This window comes from Corynebacterium sp. P4-C1, from assembly GCF_030503595.1.
GTDB lineage: Bacteria > Actinomycetota > Actinomycetes > Mycobacteriales > Mycobacteriaceae > Corynebacterium.
On record NZ_CP129966.1, the window covers coordinates 1,579,431 to 1,598,013 of the forward strand.

The window sequence follows — 18,583 nt, forward strand, 5'->3', positions numbered from 1 at the left end:
TGGTGAACTGTTACCCTTGAAATGTTTGCCAACCGCTACACAGGCTGGAGCACACATGGCTCTTCTCTTAGTCTTCGGGCTAGTCGCCGCGACAGTGGTGCTATCGCCCGCGCTGGTGCGCGCAATCGACCGCCGGGCGGGGTGGGTGATCGGGCCGGTGTTCTTCGCCGCCGCCGGAATCCTCGCCAACGCCGCGAAAGGCGGCGCGACACCAGCGTTCTCAACCACCTGGGCGAATGATTTGCTCGGGCCGGGCACCGTGGTCGAGCTCGGGATGCGCGCGGACGGGCTGAGCCTGTTCTTCGCGCTGCTCGCACTCGTCATCGGCGGCATGGTGATGCTATATTCCGCGGCCTACCTGCCGGAAAACGACGGCAACACCAGCTTCTACACGATCATGACAGCCTTCTCGCTGTCCGTGCTGCTGCTGGTCACCGCGAGCGATGTCGTCGTGCTCTTCATCGGCTGGGAGCTCGTCTCGATCGCGTCGTTCCTGCTCATCGCCCGCTCCGGTTCCTCGGGCGAGGCGGGCTCTTTCCGCACGCTCGCCCTGACGTTCTTCGGCGGCCTGACCCTGCTCGCGGCACTGGCGGTCGCTGCAGTGAAGACTGGAACGACACAGCTCGACGGCATTCTGTCGTCCTCTGTGTGGGCCGCGGACCCGCAGCTGACCACGACGGTCGCTGTGCTGATCGCGTTCTCCGGCTTCACCAAGGCCGCGCAGTTCCCGTTCCACTTCTGGCTGCCGGAGGCGATGGCGGCGGCGACCCCGGTATCGGCATTCCTGCACGCGGCGGCCGTCGTCAAGGCCGGTGTCTACCTGTTGCTGCGCTTCTCCACGATCTTCGGTTCGAACCCGGCGTGGAACACGATCCTCGTCACCTTCGGCCTGGGCACGGCTCTGATGTCGGCACTGTTCGCGATCACGAAGACGGACCTGAAGCACCTCACCGCGTACTCGACGGTCTCGCACCTGGGCTGGATTGTCGCTGCGGTGGGCATCGGCACCCCGGCGGCGTACGCGGCGGCACTCGTGCACACGCTCGCGCACGCGCTGTTCAAGTCGTCGCTGTTCATGCTCATCGGTGTCGTGGACCACGAAACGGGTACCCGCGACATCCGCCGCCTGGGCAAGATTTACGACAAAATGCCGTTCACGTTCGCGTCGGTGGTTGTGGCGGCCGCATCGATGGCTGCGGTCCCGCCCCTGTTCGGCTTCGTGTCTAAGGAGTCGATTCTGGAGGCGTTCCATTCCAGCCGGTACGGCGCGGTCCTGCTCGTCGTCGCCGGCATGGCGGCGTTTTTGACCTTCGTGTACTCCGCGAAGATCGTCTTCGGTGCGTTCATCGACGGCACGCGCGACATGAGCCACGTCCACGAAGCGCCGGTCTCGCTGTGGCTACCGGCCGCGGTTCCGGGCCTCATGTCCGTCCCGGTGGTCTTCGGGCTTTCGCTTATCGACGCCCCCATCACCCGCGCCGTCCACTCCATCAGCGGCGGCTCCACGTTCGAATCCCACCTGGCTCTCTGGCACGGTGTCACGTGGCCGTTCATCGTGTCTGCGCTGGTGCTGGCTGCGGGCATCGGGTTCATCTTCGTGCGCAAGACGGTCTTTGCAGCCCTGGAGAACAGGGTGCTTCTCCCCTACTCCGGCAACGACGTTCTGCGGATGATCGTGAACGCCTCGGAGAAGGCCGGCCGCTTCGCTGGCTCCATGGCTGATTCCTACAACCCGTCGCGCCACCTGAAGTGGCTCGTCGGTGTGGTTGTGCTGCTGGGTGCTGTGACCGCACTGTTCACCACTGGCGTGGACGGTGTGGTGCCGGCACCGCGCACCGAAGGCCTGGACAACTACTGGGACCTGCTGCCGCTGGCGATTGTCGCGGTGTCGGTGGTCGGCATGGTCGCGACTCCGAAGCGCATGACCGCCGCGATCCTGCTCGGCACCGTCGGTGTCGGCGTGAGCCTGCAGATGCTGCTGCTCGGCGCGCCCGATGTCGCTCTGACGCAGTTTACGGTGGAGGCGCTCACCGTCGTGGTGATCATGATGGTGCTGCGTTACCAGCCGCGTCTCTTCCCGGATGTGTCCAAGCGCCGCAAGACGCTGTCGGCGATCTTCGCCGTCGCGGCTGGCCTGGTGGCATTCGCCGGTGTCTACGCCCTGACGGGCCGCCGCGAGCGCTCCGACCTGGCCATGTGGTACCTGACCGAGGGCGGGAAGATGACCGGCGCAGACAATATTGTCGCCGTGATCATCGTGGAGTTCCGTGGCTTCGATACCCTCGGCGAGCTGTCCGTGCTGGGCATGGCCGCCGTGGTCATCGCCGCGGTGACGTCCTCGGTGCCCCGCCACGACTTCCAGAAGGGCACCCGTCCAGCGCCGTTCGGCCAGTCGCGCCTGAACACCTTGCCTCTGCGCAAGGTGACCAAACTGATCATCCCGGTCCTGGTCGTGCTGTCGGTCCTGATCTTCTTCCGCGGCCACACCGCCCCCGGCGGCGGGTTCATCGCCGCCCTGGTGCTGGCCACCGCCTTCGTGCTGAGCTACCTCTCGCAGGGTTCCGACACGAATGCCGTCGGCGAGAAGACTCCGATCCGCCTCGCCGGAATCGGCATCATCGTCGCGATCTCGTCGGGCTTCCTCGGCCTGGTCGAGGGCGGCTTCCTCTATGCCATCCACGGCGAGATCGCCGGGGAGCACATGACCACGTCGCTGATCTTCGACGGCGGCATCTACCTCGCGGTGCTGGGCATGCTTACCATGGCCATCAACGGCATGGGCGGCTACCTGCGTCCCGGCGCGGACCGTGAGCAACTCGTCTACCACCGCGGCGAGGAAAATCCGCTCCCGGACATCCCCGCAGACATGGAAGACCAGGCAGTGGACCCGCACCCGCGTCCCATCAACCCGTCATCCGAACCGGTGGATCTCGCCCGCGCTGTCATTTCCGGCTCGCGCGGCAACCCGACACGGGAGAAGACGGACGACAACGGCCAGAACGGAGGCGCATAATGATCTACGCGGCCACCATCGGAATCCTCGTCGCAGGGGCGGTGTACCTGATCATGCAACGCGGCATGGTGCGCATCGTCCTCGGCATGTCGCTGCTCGGCCACGCCAGCAACCTGATGCTTCTCGCTGCGGGCAACGGCGCCTGGCGCGGGGAGGCGTTCCCCTCCCAGACGTCCATGGACCAGATGGCCGACCCGCTCCCCCAGGCATTCGTGCTGACAGCCATCGTCATCGCGATGGCCACCACCACGATCCTGCTCCTGCTGGCGGCACTGGGGCGTGACGACGACACCATCGACAATATTCTCGACACCGAACAGGCAGCCAAGCTCGGCCCGCACGCCTTGACGACGGCCGGCCGCAACGCCCACAAGGGGGTGCACAACTAAATGACTCCCGAGGCTCTACTCCCCGTTTTCGTCGCCCTGCCGCTCATCGTCGCGGCGGTGACGGCACTGTCTCCGTGGCGGGTTCTCAACAGCGCGTTGTCGCTGATCATCCCGGCGGTCAACCTCACCGGCGGTGTCTGGCTCTACGCCTACACGGCCGAGCACGGCACGATAGGCCACGTCATCGGCCTGTACCAGGGCGGTGCCGGCATCTCGTTCGCGGGCGACCAGTTCTCCGCGATCATGCTGGTCACCACGATGCTGGTGGCGCTGATTTCCAACTGGTTCGCCATCGTTTCGGGCGAGACTCAGGCCCGGTACTACACCCCGCTGACCCTGGTGCTCCTCACCGGTGTCTCCGGTGCGCTGCTCACTGCTGACCTGTTCAACTTCTTCGTCATGATCGAGGTCATGCTGCTGCCGTCCTACGGCTTGATCGCCATGACCGGCACGCGGCACCGCCTGCAGTCGGCGCGCCTGTTCGTCCTCGTGAATCTGGCGGCGTCGACGTTCCTGGTCACAGGTGTCGGCTACGTGTACGCGGTCACCGGGGCAGTCAATATCGGTGCACTGCAGGGCGCCGCGGCGGGCAACGGCCCCGTCACCGTCGCCATGGGGATCGTGGTGGCCGCCATCTGCGCGAAAGCCGCCGTGTTCCCGCTGCACACGTGGCTGCCGCGGACGTACACGTCGACAAGCGCCGCCGTCATGGGCCTCTTCTCCGGCCTGCACACCAAGGTCGCGGTGTACATGCTGTTCCGCATCTGGGTCGTCATTTTCGACATGGACGCCCGCTGGAACTGGCTGATCATCGCCGTAATGGTGGTCTCCATGCTCGTCGGTGCCTATGCGGGGCTCGCGGAATCGACGATCCGCCAAGTGCTCGGCTACCAGATGGTCAACGGCATGCCGTTCATCCTGGTCATGCTCGCGTTCACGCAGGATGATCCGCGCTACGCGCTCGCCGCTGGCCTGATGTACACGCTGCACCACATGGTCACCATCGGCGCGCTGACGCTCAACTCCGGCGCCATCGAGGAGACCTACGGCACCGGCACCCTCTCCAAACTCTCGGGCTTGGCGCGCCGCGACCCGCTCACCGCGACAGTCTTCGCCGCCGGCGCCTTCTCGGTGATCGGCTTCCCGCCGTTCTCCGGTCTGTGGGGCAAGCTCACCATCATCTTCGCGGCGGCCCGCGGCGGCGACGAACGCTCCTGGATCGTCATCGCGGCGATCATCATCGCCTCTTTCGGTGCGATGCTGGCCATGTTCCGTGTCTGGCGCGACGTGTTCTGGGGCAAGCCCATGCAACGGTTCCCGGCCAATCTAAACGTGCGTGGGGCGCTGCTGGCGCCGTCGGCAAGCTTGATGCTCATCTCGCTCGCCATGTTCTTCGCCGCGGGCCCGCTGTGGGGCGCGGCGACCGACTCCGTGGACGCGCTTCTCGACGTCCCCTCCTACACCTCCGCCGTCTTGGGCCCCGACCCCGTCGGGCTGCCCGACACCGCTAGCCTGCAAGGGGGCCAGTAATGAAGACCATCCTGCACGCCATCGGCTACTTCTTCTGGATCATCAAGGAGATCGTCGTCGCCGGTGTTTCAACCGCGCTCGCCGCGTTCCGGCCGGACTCCGGCATTGAGCCGATCATCATCTACTACCCGCTGCGTATCGACGGCGACTGGGAGCTCTTCTGGTTCTCCACCTCCGTCACCGCCACCCCGTCGACCCTCTCCTTCGGCTTCCGCGACAATATCCCCGGCAAACCCCGCGTGATGCTCGTCCAAGCCGCCTTCGGCTCCAACCCTGAGGACATCGTCGCTGGACTCGCCGACATGGAGGAGCATGTCAACCCGCGCGTCAAAGACACCCCCATCGACCCGGCGGCGGTCCTGTGGGAGCCGTACCAGGACTTCCGCGACCGCGTCGACCCCAACGCGACTGACCCCGTCGACGCCGCCGACAACGCCCGCCGGCAGCGTCGCGCCCGCGCACGTGAGCGATCCCGCGACCGCCGAGATAACGGTTACGGCCGCTCCGCGAAAGAGAGGAACTAGCCATGTTCGACTCGACGTTTGAAACAATCCTCACCGTCTGCATCTGCATCATGGCCGTCTGCCTGATCATCGGCATGCTGACCATCCTGCGCGTCAAAGACGAACTGAGCCGCGCCGTGCTCGCCGATTTCATCTTCTACCTGATGGTCTGCATTTACTTCGTGTGGACCTTGTTCCACGACACGTTCATCGGCTACGAGATCGCGATTCTCGCCGCACTCGTCTGCGGCGCGATCCCGACCCTGTCGATGTCCCGCATCATCTCGAGGGGGCGCCGCTAATGGCTATGTGGCAGATCATCGTCCTCATCTTCGTCGCGATCGCCGTGTTTATGACCGTCGCGACGCTCATCCTGCAGCTGCGCGCCCCCAACGCCCTGACGCGTGTGAACCTGATGGGCCCGCTCGTGTGCCTGGCGTTCCCGTCCTTGATCCTGGCCAAGCTCATCGCCGACTGGGCCATCGAGGGATTCAGTGCGGGCGATTTCATCCGCGCCGTCGTCGCCATCCTGGGTGTGTGGATTGTCGGCTCCGTCGGCTCGTTCATCATGGGCCGCTCCATCCACGGCGTGACTGTCGTCGATCCTCGCGCGGTGCTGAACCGTGAGGACCGCGAGGACCGCGAGGACCACGGCCTCAGCGACGACTTAGCCCACCGCGAGCAGGACGCCGCCGAACAAGCAGGGCTCTGACCCGATACTCCGGGCCTGGCTCGTGCGGGCGGCCCCCTCCCCCGCCGCGCTCAGCTTGAAAAACTCAGCCCCACAGATCCAGCTAATTGGATCCAGCTAACAGGCCCCAAAGGCATAGATAGCTGGATCCAGGTAGCTGGTTTTGCCTTTGAGACACGGCTCTACTGCACGCGCCACCTACGCGAGTGCCGAAGCACAGACCGTGTGGTGGAGCCGGCACACCGAGAAAACCCCGCAGAGAGCGAGCATCGTGGCTCGCCCCCTGCGGGGTGTTTGCGGCTGATCAGAGCTCAGCCGGGCTCATGCCCCTAAAGCAAGTGGCTTAGGAAGCGTCAGCTCGCTTCTTCGCCAGCACCTCGCGGAGCTTCGGCTCGAGGTCAGCGTCGACCTTGCCCCAGTAGGCGAAGGTGCGCTCCTCGACGTCCTTGTCCTGGATCGGCAGCATCTTGTTGGTGACGTTGTCGATGAAGCGCTCACGTGCTGCGTCGTCGAAGACCTCACGGTACAGGGTGCCTGCCTGACCGAAGTCGTCGTCCTCGGCGTGCTTAACGTAAGCGGCGCGGACGAGATCGGTGCCGTGCGGATCCGGGTTCACGTACAGGTCGTGAGCCTGGCCGTAGGTGGTGTGGTTGGAGGAGGAGTCCTCACCGTTGTCCAGGTAACCGGCACCCTTGTCGGTGCGGTTCGGGGAGTAATTCGGCTCGCCCTCGTTGTTGAAGAAGAAGGCCATCGGGCCACGCTCTGCGTAGGTGTTCACCGGAACGATCGGCTGGTTGACCGGCAGGTCCTTGTAGTTCGGTCCGATGCGGTAGCGGTGCTGGTCAGCGTATGCGAACACGCGGCCCTGCAGCATGCGGTCCGGGGACAGGCCGACGCCCGGGACAATGTTGGCCGGATCCAGCGCCAGCTGCTCGATCTGGGCGTGGAAGTTCTTCGGGTTGCGGTTGAGGACGAAGTAGCCGACGTCGACAAGCGGGTAGTCCTTCTGGGACCAGGTCTTGGTGAGGTCGAACGGGTTGAAGCGGTAGTTCTCCGCATCCTCGAACGGCATGATCTGGACCTTGACGTCCCAGATCGGGTAGTCGCCGCGCTCGATGGCCTCGAACAGGTCCTGGCGGTGGTAGTCGGCGTTCTCGCCGGCCATCTTGCCTGCCTCTTCGTCGGTGAAGGTCTCCCAACCCTGACGGGTCTTGAAGTGGTACTTGATCCAGACTGCGTCGCCCTCTTCGTTGACCCACTGGAAGGTGTGGGAGCCGAAGCCGTCCTGGTGGCGGGAGGTCTTCGGGGTGCCGCGGTCGCCGAGCAGGTAGGTCACCTGGTGAGCAGACTCCGGCGTGCGGGTCCAGAAGTCCCACTGCATCTCGTCGTCGCGCAGGCCGGAGTCCGGCTGGCGCTTCTGGGAGTGGATAAAGTCCGGGAACTTAACGGGGTCGCGGAGGAAGAACGTCGGGGTGTTGTTGCCGACGATGTCGTAGTTGCCGTCCTCGGTCCAGAAACGCAGTGCGAAGCCGTGGACGTCGCGCCAGGTGTCCGGGGAGCCAGCCTCGCCGGCAACGGTGGAGAAGCGCACGGCCATCGGGGTGACGGTGCCCTTCTGGAACAGCTTGGCCTTGGTGTACTTGGAGACGTCCTCGGTGATGTGCAGCTCACCGAATGCGCCGTGGCCCTTGGCGTGCGGGATGCGCTCCGGGACGTTCTCGCGGTTGAAGTGGGCGAGCTTCTCGACGAGGTGGATGTCGTCGAGCAGGTTCGGGCCCTGCGGACCGGCGGTGGCGGAGATGTTCTCCGATGCGACCGGCTGGCCGCCCAGGCGGGTGGTCTTGCCGTTACCGGCAGCGCGCTCGCCCTTCTTCACAATTTCTTCTGCGGGTTTGTTGTCAGCCATTAGGTGGCCCTCCTCGTTAAATCAGAGATGATTCACTGGTAGATCCGACACTACGCACGCTCTATAGGCCCTTCAACCAAGTTGACCCTAACTCATTCCTTTGTTTGATTGATGTCTCAGCGGACTGGCAGCCGAGAGGCAGTCGGGCCAACAGTTTTAGTGGGCACCGGGAACATCGTTCGCAGGTCACGTCGGGTGCTGCTGGTAACGTCAGCACCCGTGAATAAAAGGGACGACGCGTATGTCACGGACTTGGCCTTGCGGGCCGGCCGTGGGGACAAACAGGCGTTGTCCGAGTTCATCCGGTTGACGCACGACGACGTGTGGCGCTTGCTGGCCCACTTGGCGGGCCGGGAGCAGGCAGATGACCTGACGCAGGAGACGTACCTGCGGGTTTTGGGGGCTCTCCCCCGCTTCGCGGCCCGTTCGAGCGCGCGGACATGGTTGCTCTCGCTCGCGCGGCGGGCGTGGGTGGATTCGGTGCGTCACGACATGGCGCGTCCGCGGAAGGCGGCGGCGGAATACGACGACGTGGCGGCGCAGCAGCCGAGCCGGGACAACCCGAACACGTGGTCCGAGGTGATGGATGCCCGCGTGCTTCTCGACGCGCTGGCTCCCGAACGCCGTGAAGCCCTCATCCTGACCCAGGTGCTCGGCTACACCTACGAGGAAGCGGCGAAAATCGCGAATGTGCGTGTGGGCACCATCCGTTCGCGAGTGGCGCGTGCGCGGCGGGACCTCATGGCCGGCGGGGCGGATTGAGGTGGGGTGCCGGGGGCCGCGGAGGTCTAGACCAGCAGCTCCGCGATCTGGATGGTGTTCAGCGCAGCGCCCTTGCGCAGGTTGTCGCCGGAGACGACGAAGATCAGGCCGCGGTTGTCGTCGACAGTCTGGTCTTGGCGGATACGGCCGACGAGGGAGTTGTCCTTGCCTGCGGCGGCGAGCGGCATCGGGACGTCGACGACAGTGACGCCGGGGGCGTCGGCAAGCACGCGCTTCGCCTCCTCGGGCGTGATCGCGCGCGCGAATTCCGCGTGAACGACCATCGTGTGGCCGGTGAAGACGGGTACGCGCACGCAGGTACCGGAGACCTTTAGGTCGGGCAGGCCGAGGATCTTGCGGGATTCGTTGCGCAGCTTCTGCTCCTCGTCGGTCTCGAAGGTTCCGTCGTCGACGAGGTTGCCGGCCATCGGCAGCGCGTTGAACGCGATCGGGGCGACGTACGGACCGAGGTCAGCCGGATTGAGCAGGGAGCCGTCGTGAGTGAGGTCGACATTCCGGTCGCCGATGTCAGCGACTTGCGCCGCGAGCGTGTCGACACCAGCCAGACCCGACCCCGACACCGCCTGGTAGGAGGCGACGCGCATGGTGGTCAGCCCCGCTGCGTCGTCAAGCGCCTTGGCTACCGGCATGACCGCCATCGTCGTGCAGTTCGGGTTCGCGATGATGCCCTTGGGCGTGTTGCTGGCCTCGCCCGGGTTGACTTCGGAGACGATGAGTGGCACATCCGGGTCCTTGCGCCACGCGGAGGAATTATCGACGACCACCGCGCCTGCCTCCGCGAAAACCGGCGCCCACTCCTTGGATGTCGAGCCGCCGGCGGAGAACAGCGCGATGTCGACGTCCTTGACAGCATCGGCAGTGACCTGGGTGAGGTCCTCAACCACGATTTTCTCGCCCCGGAACTCGAACTCCTTGCCCGCAGAACGCGGGGAGGCGAAAAAGCGCACTGCGTCCGCCGGGAAGTCGCGCTCCTGGAGAATCTCCCGCATTACGCGCCCCACCTGGCCGGTGGCTCCAACGACAGCGACAGTGGTCATGTCATGTCTCCTTTGCTCGAGAATGGAAATCGAAGAATCGACCGTGCGGCTTAGCGTCCGGTGCCCGCGTAGACGACGGCGGGCTCATCGCCGCCGAGGTCAAATTTCTCGTGGATGACGCGCGCCGCTTCCTGCATGTCCGCACGGCGCACAACAGCGGTGATGCGGATCTCGGAGGTGTTCATCATCCCGATGTTCACGCCCTTGTCGCGGAGCGCCTCCGTGAAGTCCGCGGTGACGCCCGGGTGGGACTTCATGCCAGCTCCCACGAGGGAGACCTTGGCGATCTCGTCGTTGTAGGTGACGTCCTCCCAGCCTTCGCTCTTCACCAGAGCGGTGAGCAGTTCCATGCCGCGCGGGCCGTCCGCGATCGGCAAGGTGAAGGTGATGTCGGTGACGTTGTCGCCCTGCGTGGAGGTGTTCTGGAGAACCATGTCGATGTTGATTTCGGCGTCCGCGAGCGCACGGAAAACCTTCGCCGCCTCGCCGGGGACGTCGGGAATGCCGAACACGGTGATCTTGGCTTCGGAATCGTCGGTGGCCACACCGACCAGAACTGCTTCTTCCACAGGGATATCCTCCATCGCTCCGGACACGAGCGTGCCGGGGTCGTTGCTGTAAGACGAGCGTACTCGCATGGGAACATTGAACGCGCGGGCGTATTCGACGCTGCGCAGCACCAGAATCTTCGACCCCGACGCGGCGAGCTCGAGCATCTCCTCGAAGCTCAGGTGCTCGAGCTTCTTGGCGTCGGAGACGATGCGGGGGTCAGCGCTGTAGATGCCGTCGACGTCCGAGTAGATCTCGCACTCGTCGGCGCCGAGGGCTGCGGCGAGCGCCACCGCCGTGGTGTCGGAGCCGCCGCGGCCCAGGGTGGTCACGTCGCGGGTGTCCCGGTTGACGCCCTGGAAACCGGCGACAATGGCGATCTTTCCTGCGTCGATAGCTTCCTGCACGCGTCCCGGGGTGACCTCGAGAATGCGCGCGTTGCCGTAGCGCTCGGTGGTGATCACGCCCGCCTGGGAGCCGGTGAAGGACTGCACCGGGGCACCCAGACCGGCAATCGCCATGGCCACCAACGAGTTGGAGATGCGCTCGCCGGCGGTGAGCAGCATGTCCATCTCACGGGGAGGCGGAGTCGGGTTGACCTGTGCAGCGAGATCCAGCAGCTCGTCGGTGGTGTCGCCCATAGCGGAGCACACCACCACGACATCGTTGCCGGCCTTGTGCGTGGCCACGACCCTTTCCGCTACGGCACGAATCCGGTCCGCGCTTTCGAGCGAGGATCCGCCGTATTTCTGGACGATCAGTGCCACCCTGGTCCGCCTTTCTGCGTCTATGTGCGCTTTTACTGCTAAGCGGTCAATCTGTGTGAATCAGGATACCCGGACACACCTATAAATCCCGCCATTAAGTTGCAATCCGGTGCCACTACTATGATCCGGGTGCACAGTAATGCCCTCGCCGTCTTGTTCGCGTTCGCGTCCGCGCTGACGATCGCGATCGGCACCGTATGGCGCCACCAGATCGTGCTGCGCCACAACGCGGAGCACGAGGGGAAGCAGGGCTCGTCGGGGGCGATCGGGGCGATCAAGCGGCCGACGTGGTGGTTGTCGTTGTCACTGGCCTGGCTTGCGTACGGCTTCCAGGCTGTGGCGCTGGCTTTCGGCACTCTCTTGGTGGTGCAACCAGTGCTGGTGCTGTCGCTGCTGCTCACCCTGCTGCTGGCGGCGCGGGTGGAGCGGCGCGGCATGGAGATCGACGAGACTTTCTGGGCCACGGTCCTCACTATCACCGTGGGCGTGCTGGTTGTGTTGGGGAAGCCGGAGCCGGGGACGAGGGAGGCGTCGATAAGCGAATGGCTTGTTGCTGTGGGCGCCGGAACTGCGGTGATGGCGGTGATTGGTGCCGTGGCGAGGCGGCAGCGGTCAGTGCTGCGCGCGTTTCTGCTGGGCGCGGTGTGCGGCGCGATTTTCGGCTACCTCGCGGTGTTTTCGAAGACGACCGTCGATGCGTTCGTGCGCGGAGGCATCCCCGAGATGGTGACCACCTGGCCGCTGTACGCCCTGCTCGGCGCGGCAGTTGTGGGAACGATCGTGCAGCAGTACGCGTTCAGCGCGGGCGATTTGTCCCAGTCCCTGCCGGCGATGAAGATCTTCGAACCGCTGCTCGCGTACACCCTCGGCATGACCTTGCTGGGCGAGAAATTCACGGTGACCACCGTGTGGGGCTGGGCCCTGATGGCGCTCGCTGTCGCCGCGATGTTCGTGTCCACCTATTTCCTGTCGCGGAAGTCGCTGTAGGCACACAACACGGGGCCATGGTTGCGCTCCGCCACACTGTGGCTAGGATGTGAACCATGTCATTGGCAACCACGGCGATCACGGCACTTCCGGGAACTGCCCTACTTCTGCGCCGCGGCGGGTTCTAGGCCTCTCTTCACGGCCGGCGCCCCGTCGCGGAGTTCGGCATGCCGGCCGTGCGCCCCATTTTTGATTCACCCTCACCCCCGCAGAAAAGGACTCGAAGCCATGACCCCCTCCGACGCACACTTCGCCGCACCCGCAGAAACCCGCACACCGAACGGCCCCCGCAACGAGGGCCAACCCGCATGGAACACGCAGCGCGGATCGTCGATGCCGTTCGACCGTTACCTGCCGTTCGCAAAAGAAGTAGAAGACATCTCGCTGCCGGACCGCACGTGGCCCGACAAGAAGATCACGGTCGCCCCGCAGTGGTGCGCGGTGGACCTGCGCGACGGCAACCAGGCGCTGGTGGACCCGATGAGTCCGGAGCGCAAGCGCCGCATGTTCAAGCTGCTCGTGGAGATGGGCTACAAGGAGATCGAGGTGGGCTTCCCGTCCGCCTCGCAGACCGACTTCGACTTCGTGCGCGAGATCATCGAGGAGGACATGATCCCCGAGGACGTGACCATCCAGGTGCTGGTGCAGGCACGCGAGCACCTGATCCGCCGCACCTTCGAGGCGTGCGCGGGTGCGCCGCGTGTGATCGTGCACTTCTACAACTCCACATCGAAACTGCAGCGCGAGGTGGTCTTCCGCAAGGACCGCGCGGCGGTCAAGAAGCTGGCCACCGACGCCGCGGAGCTCATCAAGGAGATCGCCGGGGATTACCCGGACACCCACTGGCGCTGGGAGTACTCGCCGGAGTCCTTCACCGGCACGGAGCTGGACTTCGCGGTCGACGTGTGCGACGCGGTAGTGGACATCATGGAAGCCACGCCGGAAGACCCGATGATCATCAACCTGCCGGCGACAGTGGAAATGATCACCCCGAATGTCTACGCGGATTCGATCGAGTGGATGCACCGCAACTTCGCCAAGCGCGATTCCATCATCATGTCACTGCACCCGCATAACGACCGCGGCGAGGGCATCGCTGCCGCCGAGCTGGGCTACCTGGCCGGCGCGGACCGCATCGAGGGCTGCCTGTTCGGCAACGGCGAGCGCACCGGAAACGTCGACCTGGTCACCTTGGGCCTGAACATGCTCACCCAGGGCGTGGACCCGCAGATCGACTTCTCCGACATCGCCGGGATCCGCGAGACCGTCGAGTACTGCAACCAGCTGCGCGTTCCGGAGCGCCACCCGTACGGCGGCGAGCTCGTTTTCACGGCGTTTTCCGGTTCGCACCAGGACGCGATCAACAAGGGCCTCGACGCGCTGGCCCAGAAGGTGCGCCCCGAGGCCAATTCCACCGACGTCGCGTGGGAAGAGCTGCGCGAAACGGTGTGGGAGGTCCCCTACCTGCCGATCGACCCGAAGGACGTTGGCCGCGACTACGAGGCTGTCATCCGCGTCAACTCCCAGTCGGGCAAGGGCGGCGTCGCCTACATCATGAAGACGGACCACGGCATCAACCTGCCGAAGGAGATGCAGGCGGAGTTCTCCTCTACCGTCCAGGCCATCACGGATTCAGAGGGCGGCGAGGTCAATTCCAAGAACATGTGGGACGTCTTCGCCGGCGAGTACCTGGATTTGGACAGCCAGCTCGAGCTGACGAGCTTGCACGTCGACGCTGCCGAAACGGATGACGATGAGGCGGAAGTCGCGGCGACGGTTGTCTACCAGGGCGACGAGCGAAAGATCACCGGCGCGGGCAACGGTCCGATCGCGGCGTTCGCGGATGCGCTGCGTTCGCTGGGCTTGAGCTACGAAATCAAGGATTACCGCCAGCAGGCGCGCACCGCGGGCGGCGATGCCGACGCGGCGTGCTTCATCCACAGCGAGGTCAACGGCACCCCGGCGTGGGGCGTGGGCATCGCGGGCTCGACCACCCGCGCGTCGATCAAAGCGATGGTGTCTGCGGTGAACCGTGCACTGGATTAATTTCTGCCGTCAGTCCTGTCAGTACTAGTGTTCTCTGGGGGTGCACTGCGTTGAACCGAGGAGATCAGCATGACTAAGCACGAGGCCGACAACGGCCGCGCTGATCTTTCGCCGCACACGAATAGCGTGTGGCTCCCCTCGGGCACGCAGCGCACAGTGCTTATCGACGACACTCCAGCCCTCTTCACCGACGGCAACCCCGTGGTGGTCGAGGTCGGCTTCGACCCGGCGGGGGATGTCGTCGCCAAGATTGACGGTGACGTCTTGGGGGCCTTCGACGCGGAGACTTCGGCGGAGCTCAGCCCGTCGCTGCGCTTGCTGGAGACCCGCGGACTCGTCGCTCTCGCCCACGGCGCGTTCACCACTGAGGGCGGCGAGCCCGCTGTGACTGTGCACGCCGACCCGCTGGGGGCACCACGTGCCCGCACCGCGGCTGACAACACGCACGTGCCCACCGACCCGTTCCCGGTGACCGAGCCCTTCGCCGCCGACAAGGCGGCGGAGGCCGCCGCGCGCGCCGCCGATGAATCTGCGGGTACCCCGGCAGGCAGCACTGCAGTTCGCGAAGCCCCGCGGAGCAGGAATATGCAGGCGGTCGCCGTGCTTTCCTCCGCGTTGGCCATCGGCCTGGTTGGCCTGATCGGCTACTACTACGGCGTGGTCGAGCACGGCAGGGAGATTACCGCCTTCATCAATTCCGACGACAAGACCTCTGCAAGTCAGAAGGAAACCAGCTCCGCGCCGCCGACCTCGACGCAGTCCACCGGCTCAACCAGCCCGGCTAGCTCGACGGTCCCGACCAGCAGCACCAGTTCCAGCGGGGCCACCTCCTCCGGGGATTCCCCGGTGCAGCAGTCCCCGGCGGAGCCAGCCGCCCCCGCCCCCGCGCATGCTCCCGGACCGGGGCCAGCAGCCCAACCGGAGCCCGGCAACGCCCCTGCTCCCACGCATGCACCGGCACCTGCACCCGCGCCCGCCCCTGCTCCCGAGCCGAATCCGGCGCCGGCTCCTGCACCTTCCGGGAACGGCGCGCCCCCCGACAACGATTCCGGTGGCGGAAACGCCCCTCAACCACGACCGATCTTCGAGCTCCAATGGTAGACAACGACTCTTCCCGCAACGCCGATTCCGCCGCAGCTGCCGGCGCTCCCGATATGGGCGGCACGGACACGGTGAAGCCCGCCCCGAATTCCGCGCTGCACCCCGCTCCGCCGGCGGAGGACCTGAGCGGGGAATTCCCGTTCGCCGCGTTCACGGCGCAGGCCACCAACATCCATCCTTCGAGTGGACGCCTGGTCACCCTGGACGGTGTCGCTTTCGACGAGTCCGGTGTGGTGGGCGAGGAATTCCACGCCGTGTTCAACGTGGGCGGAGATCCAGGACCGACGCACACGCATGGTGTCCGCCGCAACGATTTCGAGCGCGCCGCGAAATTCTCCAGGCACCTGAAGAAGCTGGATAAATTCATCGACAGCCGCACACTCGTCGTCCACGATGCGCCGCTGGTGTGGGGTTTCATCGTCTCGGAGGCGCGCCGCGCCATGAACGCGGCGGCGCGGGCGAACCGTTCGCGGAATCGTCGTCAAGGCCGCCGCAGGCAGCGAGTGGGCCACGTGCCGCGTCCGGAAGGAATCGTCGATACGCTCGCATCCGCGCGCAAGCAGGGCGCCGTGCTTATCGACGAACGCCTCGAAGCCGTCGCCTCCCTCTCCGGCGTCGCCGTCCCGGCCGCGGAAGCATCCGTCGTGCGCGCCACGCAGCCCGAGGAGGAGACCTCCCGCGAACGCACCCTGGCGCTGGTGGGCCTGTACCTCGCCCTCGAGGAAGCCGGTCCGTTGGCAGTGCGCACCCCAGATGAGCTGGCCCCCGACCGCTTCGGACTGCAGCGCGCCCAGGTGCGCGTCGACGCCGAGAAAGCCGCTGCGCTGCACGGCAACCCCGGCCAGTTCACCGACAAGTCGGGGCTGCGCCCCGGCATGGAGGTGGCCATCTCAGACGATATTTGCGCCGACCACGACGAGCTTGTCCGCGCCGTGCTCGACCTGGAGATGACGTACACGGAAAAACTCAGCCGCGAGACCTCCCTGGTGGTCACCAACGCGACCGGAAACCCGGACGATCTGCGCGGCAAGGCGATGCACGCCCACCGCAAGGGCATCCCGCTGGTCAACGACGAGCAATTCTTGGCCGCCGTGCGCGCCGCGCAGGACGGGCGCGAAAACTAGGTGGCGCAACTCCCCGTCACTCAACAATGACCGGGCGGCGATGAACTAGGGTTTAGCCCATGAATTCGAGCACATCCGGCCCCGGCGGCCGGGCGGGCAAGGCAGGCATGTTTCAGCGTCTGCGCAGCACAACTGCGGTCACCGCGGCGAAACTGGCCACGAAGGCCTCACGCGCGACAGGCCGCGGGGCCGGCGGAATGATCGGCGGCCTCATTGCGGGGGCGATCGACCCAGGCATCTTGGAGCAGCTCGGCGGCGGGCGCCCCGCGGTGCTGGTCACCGGAACAAACGGCAAATCGACGACAACGCGCATGCTCGCCGGCGCACTCAAGTCGCGCTACACCGTGGCCACGAATGAGGGCGGCGACAACATGGACGCCGGCATCATCTCCGCGCTGCTCGCCGGCGAGAAGGCGTCCCACGTGGTGCTGGAGGTCGACGAGCTCCACGTCCCGGCCGTGGCCGACAAGCTCAACCCAACCGCGCTGGTGCTGCTCAACCTCACCCGGGACCAGCTGGACCGCGTCGGCGAGATCAATTCCATCGAGCGCGCCCTCCGCCGCGCGGTGGAGGCGCACCCAGACATGACCGTCATCGCGAACTGCGACGACGTGCTGGTCACCTCCGTCGCTTTCGACGCCCCCAATGTCGTGTGGGTCGCTGCCGGCGCAGGGTGGACCGGCGATTCCGTGTCCAACCCCCGCGGCGACGGCTACATCGTGCGCGACGGCGATGACTGGTACGCGACCAAACCGCTTGCCGACGGCCGCACCTTCCGCCGCCCCACACCCCACTGGAGCGTCACCGATGGGGGCCTGACCTCCCCCGACGGTGCCACAGATCCGCTCGAACTCGCCCTGCCCGGCCGCGCGAACCGCGGCAATGCGGCGCAGGCGATCGCTGCGGCGGTGGAGGCGTTCGGCGTCGATAAGCGTGCTGCGCTCAGTGCCGCTGAGCGCGTCGACGACGTCGCCGGCCGCTACACCACGGTCACCTGGGGCGACCACGACGTGCACCTGCTGCTGGCCAAGAACCCAGCGGGGTGGCAGGAAGCCCTGTCCATGGTGGACCGCGACGCCGACGGCCTCGTCATCGCCGTCAACGGGCAGGAAGGCGACGGCGCCGACCTGTCGTGGCTGTGGGACGTCCGCTTCGAGGAATTCGGGGGCATCGCCGTCAAGGCGTCCGGCGAGCGCGGCACCGACTTGGCTGTGCGCCTGCTCTACGCGGAAATCGAGCACGAGCTCATCCACGACCCGCTCAAGGCCATCGCGGCTTGCCCGCCCGGCCGCGTGGAAGTGCTGGCGAACTACACTGCGCTGCTCAACTTAAAAAAGGCGCTGGCGAAGGAGGTCTCCCATGGCTAATGCGTTGACGATCGGCCTTATTCTCCCCGACGTGCTGGGCACGTACGGCGACGACGGCAACGCGCTCGTGCTGCGCGGCCGAGCCCGCATGCGCGGCATCGACGCGGAGATTCTGCCGATCAAACTGGGCGAAGCTGTCCCGGAGGACCTCGCCGCCTACACGCTCGGCGGCGGCGAGGACAGCGCGCAAGTGCTCGCCGCAGAGCACCTCATTGCAGACAAGGGCCTGGCCCGCGCCGCGGCGAACGGCCGCCCGGTTTTCGCGGTGTGCGCCGGCCTCCAGGTCCTCGGTGAAAGCTTCCGAGCCCACGGCAAGCAGGTCGCGGGCCTAGGGCTTATCGACGCCACCACCGCCCCCCTTCCCTCCCGTGCCATCGGCGAGGTAGCCTCGACCCCCACTAAGGCTGGCGTGACCAAGGAACTGACGCAGCCCCTCACCGGTTTCGAGAACCACCTGGGCGGGACAGTCCTGGGCACCGACGCTTCCCCCTTGGGCTCCGTCACCAACGGCCAGGGCAACGGCGGCGCCGAGAGTGAAAAGAGCTACGAAGGGGCCGTACAGGGCAGCGTGATCGCCACCTACATGCACGGCCCGGCCCTGGCCCGGAACCCGGAGCTGGCGGATCTGGTGCTCGCCCGAGCCATGGGCATTACCCTCGCGGAGCTGGAGCCGTTGGAGCTGCCCGAGGTCGACCGCCTGCGCTTGGAACGCATGGGCCGTTAACGCCCCGGCGTTGCCGCTACGCGGGCTCAGCGAGCCCAGCGGATCCAGCGGCTCAGCAGGCTCATC

Annotated in this window: 16 protein-coding genes; 13 read left to right on the plus strand and 3 right to left on the minus strand. The window is 66.0% G+C overall.

The features are described from left to right. Nucleotides 1-55 precede the first annotated feature (55 nt). Genes QYR03_RS07460 through QYR03_RS07485 form a run of 6 tightly spaced genes read left to right on the plus strand, consistent with a single transcriptional unit; the run spans nt 56 to nt 6,147 of the window. Nucleotides 56-3,013: a DUF4040 family protein gene (locus QYR03_RS07460; RefSeq protein WP_301712590.1), complete on the plus strand. Its 2,958-nt coding sequence runs from the start codon at nt 56-58 to the stop codon at nt 3,011-3,013. Further along, complete coding sequence (locus tag QYR03_RS07465; RefSeq protein WP_259849035.1) at nt 3,013-3,402, plus strand: cation:proton antiporter subunit C; 390 nt, start codon at nt 3,013-3,015, stop codon at nt 3,400-3,402. Before QYR03_RS07460 ends, QYR03_RS07465 begins: the two co-directional genes overlap by 1 nt. Then, on the plus strand, nt 3,403-4,932 hold the full coding sequence (locus QYR03_RS07470; protein WP_301712591.1) for a monovalent cation/H+ antiporter subunit D family protein: 1,530 nt from the start codon (nt 3,403-3,405) through the stop codon (nt 4,930-4,932). After that, the gene (locus QYR03_RS07475) at nt 4,932-5,456 is read left to right on the plus strand and encodes a monovalent cation/H+ antiporter subunit E (protein WP_301712592.1); all 525 of its coding nucleotides are present in this window, start codon (nt 4,932-4,934) and stop codon (nt 5,454-5,456) included. Before QYR03_RS07470 ends, QYR03_RS07475 begins: the two co-directional genes overlap by 1 nt. 2 nt (nt 5,457-5,458) lie before the next feature. Then, on the plus strand, nt 5,459-5,737 hold the full coding sequence (locus QYR03_RS07480) for a cation:proton antiporter (protein WP_301712593.1): 279 nt from the start codon (nt 5,459-5,461) through the stop codon (nt 5,735-5,737). Beyond that, complete coding sequence (locus QYR03_RS07485) at nt 5,737-6,147, plus strand: Na+/H+ antiporter subunit G (protein ID WP_301712594.1); 411 nt, start codon at nt 5,737-5,739, stop codon at nt 6,145-6,147. Before QYR03_RS07480 ends, QYR03_RS07485 begins: the two co-directional genes overlap by 1 nt. A gap of 322 nt (nt 6,148-6,469) precedes the next feature. On the opposite strand, the gene QYR03_RS07490 is transcribed toward QYR03_RS07485, so the two are convergent. Then, entirely contained in the window at nt 6,470-8,032 is a 1,563-nt protein-coding gene (locus QYR03_RS07490) for a catalase (RefSeq protein WP_259849051.1), read from the minus strand. A gap of 219 nt (nt 8,033-8,251) precedes the next feature. On the opposite strand from QYR03_RS07490, the gene QYR03_RS07495 reads away from it, so the two are divergent. Further along, nucleotides 8,252-8,794, plus strand: a complete 543-nt coding sequence (locus QYR03_RS07495; protein ID WP_301712595.1) for an RNA polymerase sigma factor — start codon at nt 8,252-8,254, stop codon at nt 8,792-8,794. Between the two features lie 26 nt (nt 8,795-8,820). Here the strand turns inward: QYR03_RS07495 and QYR03_RS07500 are convergent, their stop codons facing one another. Further along, a complete protein-coding gene (locus QYR03_RS07500) occupies nt 8,821-9,852 on the minus strand; it encodes an aspartate-semialdehyde dehydrogenase (protein WP_301712596.1) in 1,032 nt (343 codons plus the stop codon). A 50-nt stretch (nt 9,853-9,902) separates the two neighbouring features. Next, nucleotides 9,903-11,168, minus strand: a complete 1,266-nt coding sequence (locus QYR03_RS07505) for an aspartate kinase (RefSeq protein ID WP_301712597.1) — start codon at nt 11,166-11,168, stop codon at nt 9,903-9,905. A 129-nt stretch (nt 11,169-11,297) separates the two neighbouring features. Between QYR03_RS07505 and QYR03_RS07510 the strand changes: the two genes are divergently transcribed. The 6 genes from QYR03_RS07510 (at nt 11,298) to QYR03_RS07535 (ending at nt 18,517) form a co-directional block, all read left to right on the plus strand. Then, a complete protein-coding gene (locus QYR03_RS07510; RefSeq protein WP_301712598.1) occupies nt 11,298-12,155 on the plus strand; it encodes a DMT family transporter in 858 nt (285 codons plus the stop codon). Nucleotides 12,156-12,383: 228 nt separating this feature from the next. Next, nucleotides 12,384-14,201, plus strand: a complete 1,818-nt coding sequence (gene leuA / locus QYR03_RS07515) for a 2-isopropylmalate synthase (protein ID WP_259849065.1) — start codon at nt 12,384-12,386, stop codon at nt 14,199-14,201. 69 nt (nt 14,202-14,270) lie between these two features. Further along, entirely contained in the window at nt 14,271-15,302 is a 1,032-nt protein-coding gene (locus tag QYR03_RS07520) for a hypothetical protein (RefSeq protein WP_301712599.1), read from the plus strand. After that, the gene (locus QYR03_RS07525; RefSeq protein ID WP_301712600.1) at nt 15,296-16,426 is read left to right on the plus strand and encodes a DNA polymerase III subunit epsilon; all 1,131 of its coding nucleotides are present in this window, start codon (nt 15,296-15,298) and stop codon (nt 16,424-16,426) included. The genes QYR03_RS07520 and QYR03_RS07525 overlap by 7 nt, the downstream gene beginning before the upstream one ends. A 59-nt stretch (nt 16,427-16,485) precedes the next feature. Then, nucleotides 16,486-17,793: a MurT ligase domain-containing protein gene (locus QYR03_RS07530; protein WP_301712601.1), complete on the plus strand. Its 1,308-nt coding sequence runs from the start codon at nt 16,486-16,488 to the stop codon at nt 17,791-17,793. Then, nucleotides 17,786-18,517, plus strand: a complete 732-nt coding sequence (locus tag QYR03_RS07535; protein ID WP_301712602.1) for a type 1 glutamine amidotransferase — start codon at nt 17,786-17,788, stop codon at nt 18,515-18,517. Before QYR03_RS07530 ends, QYR03_RS07535 begins: the two co-directional genes overlap by 8 nt. Nucleotides 18,518-18,583 lie beyond the last annotated feature (66 nt).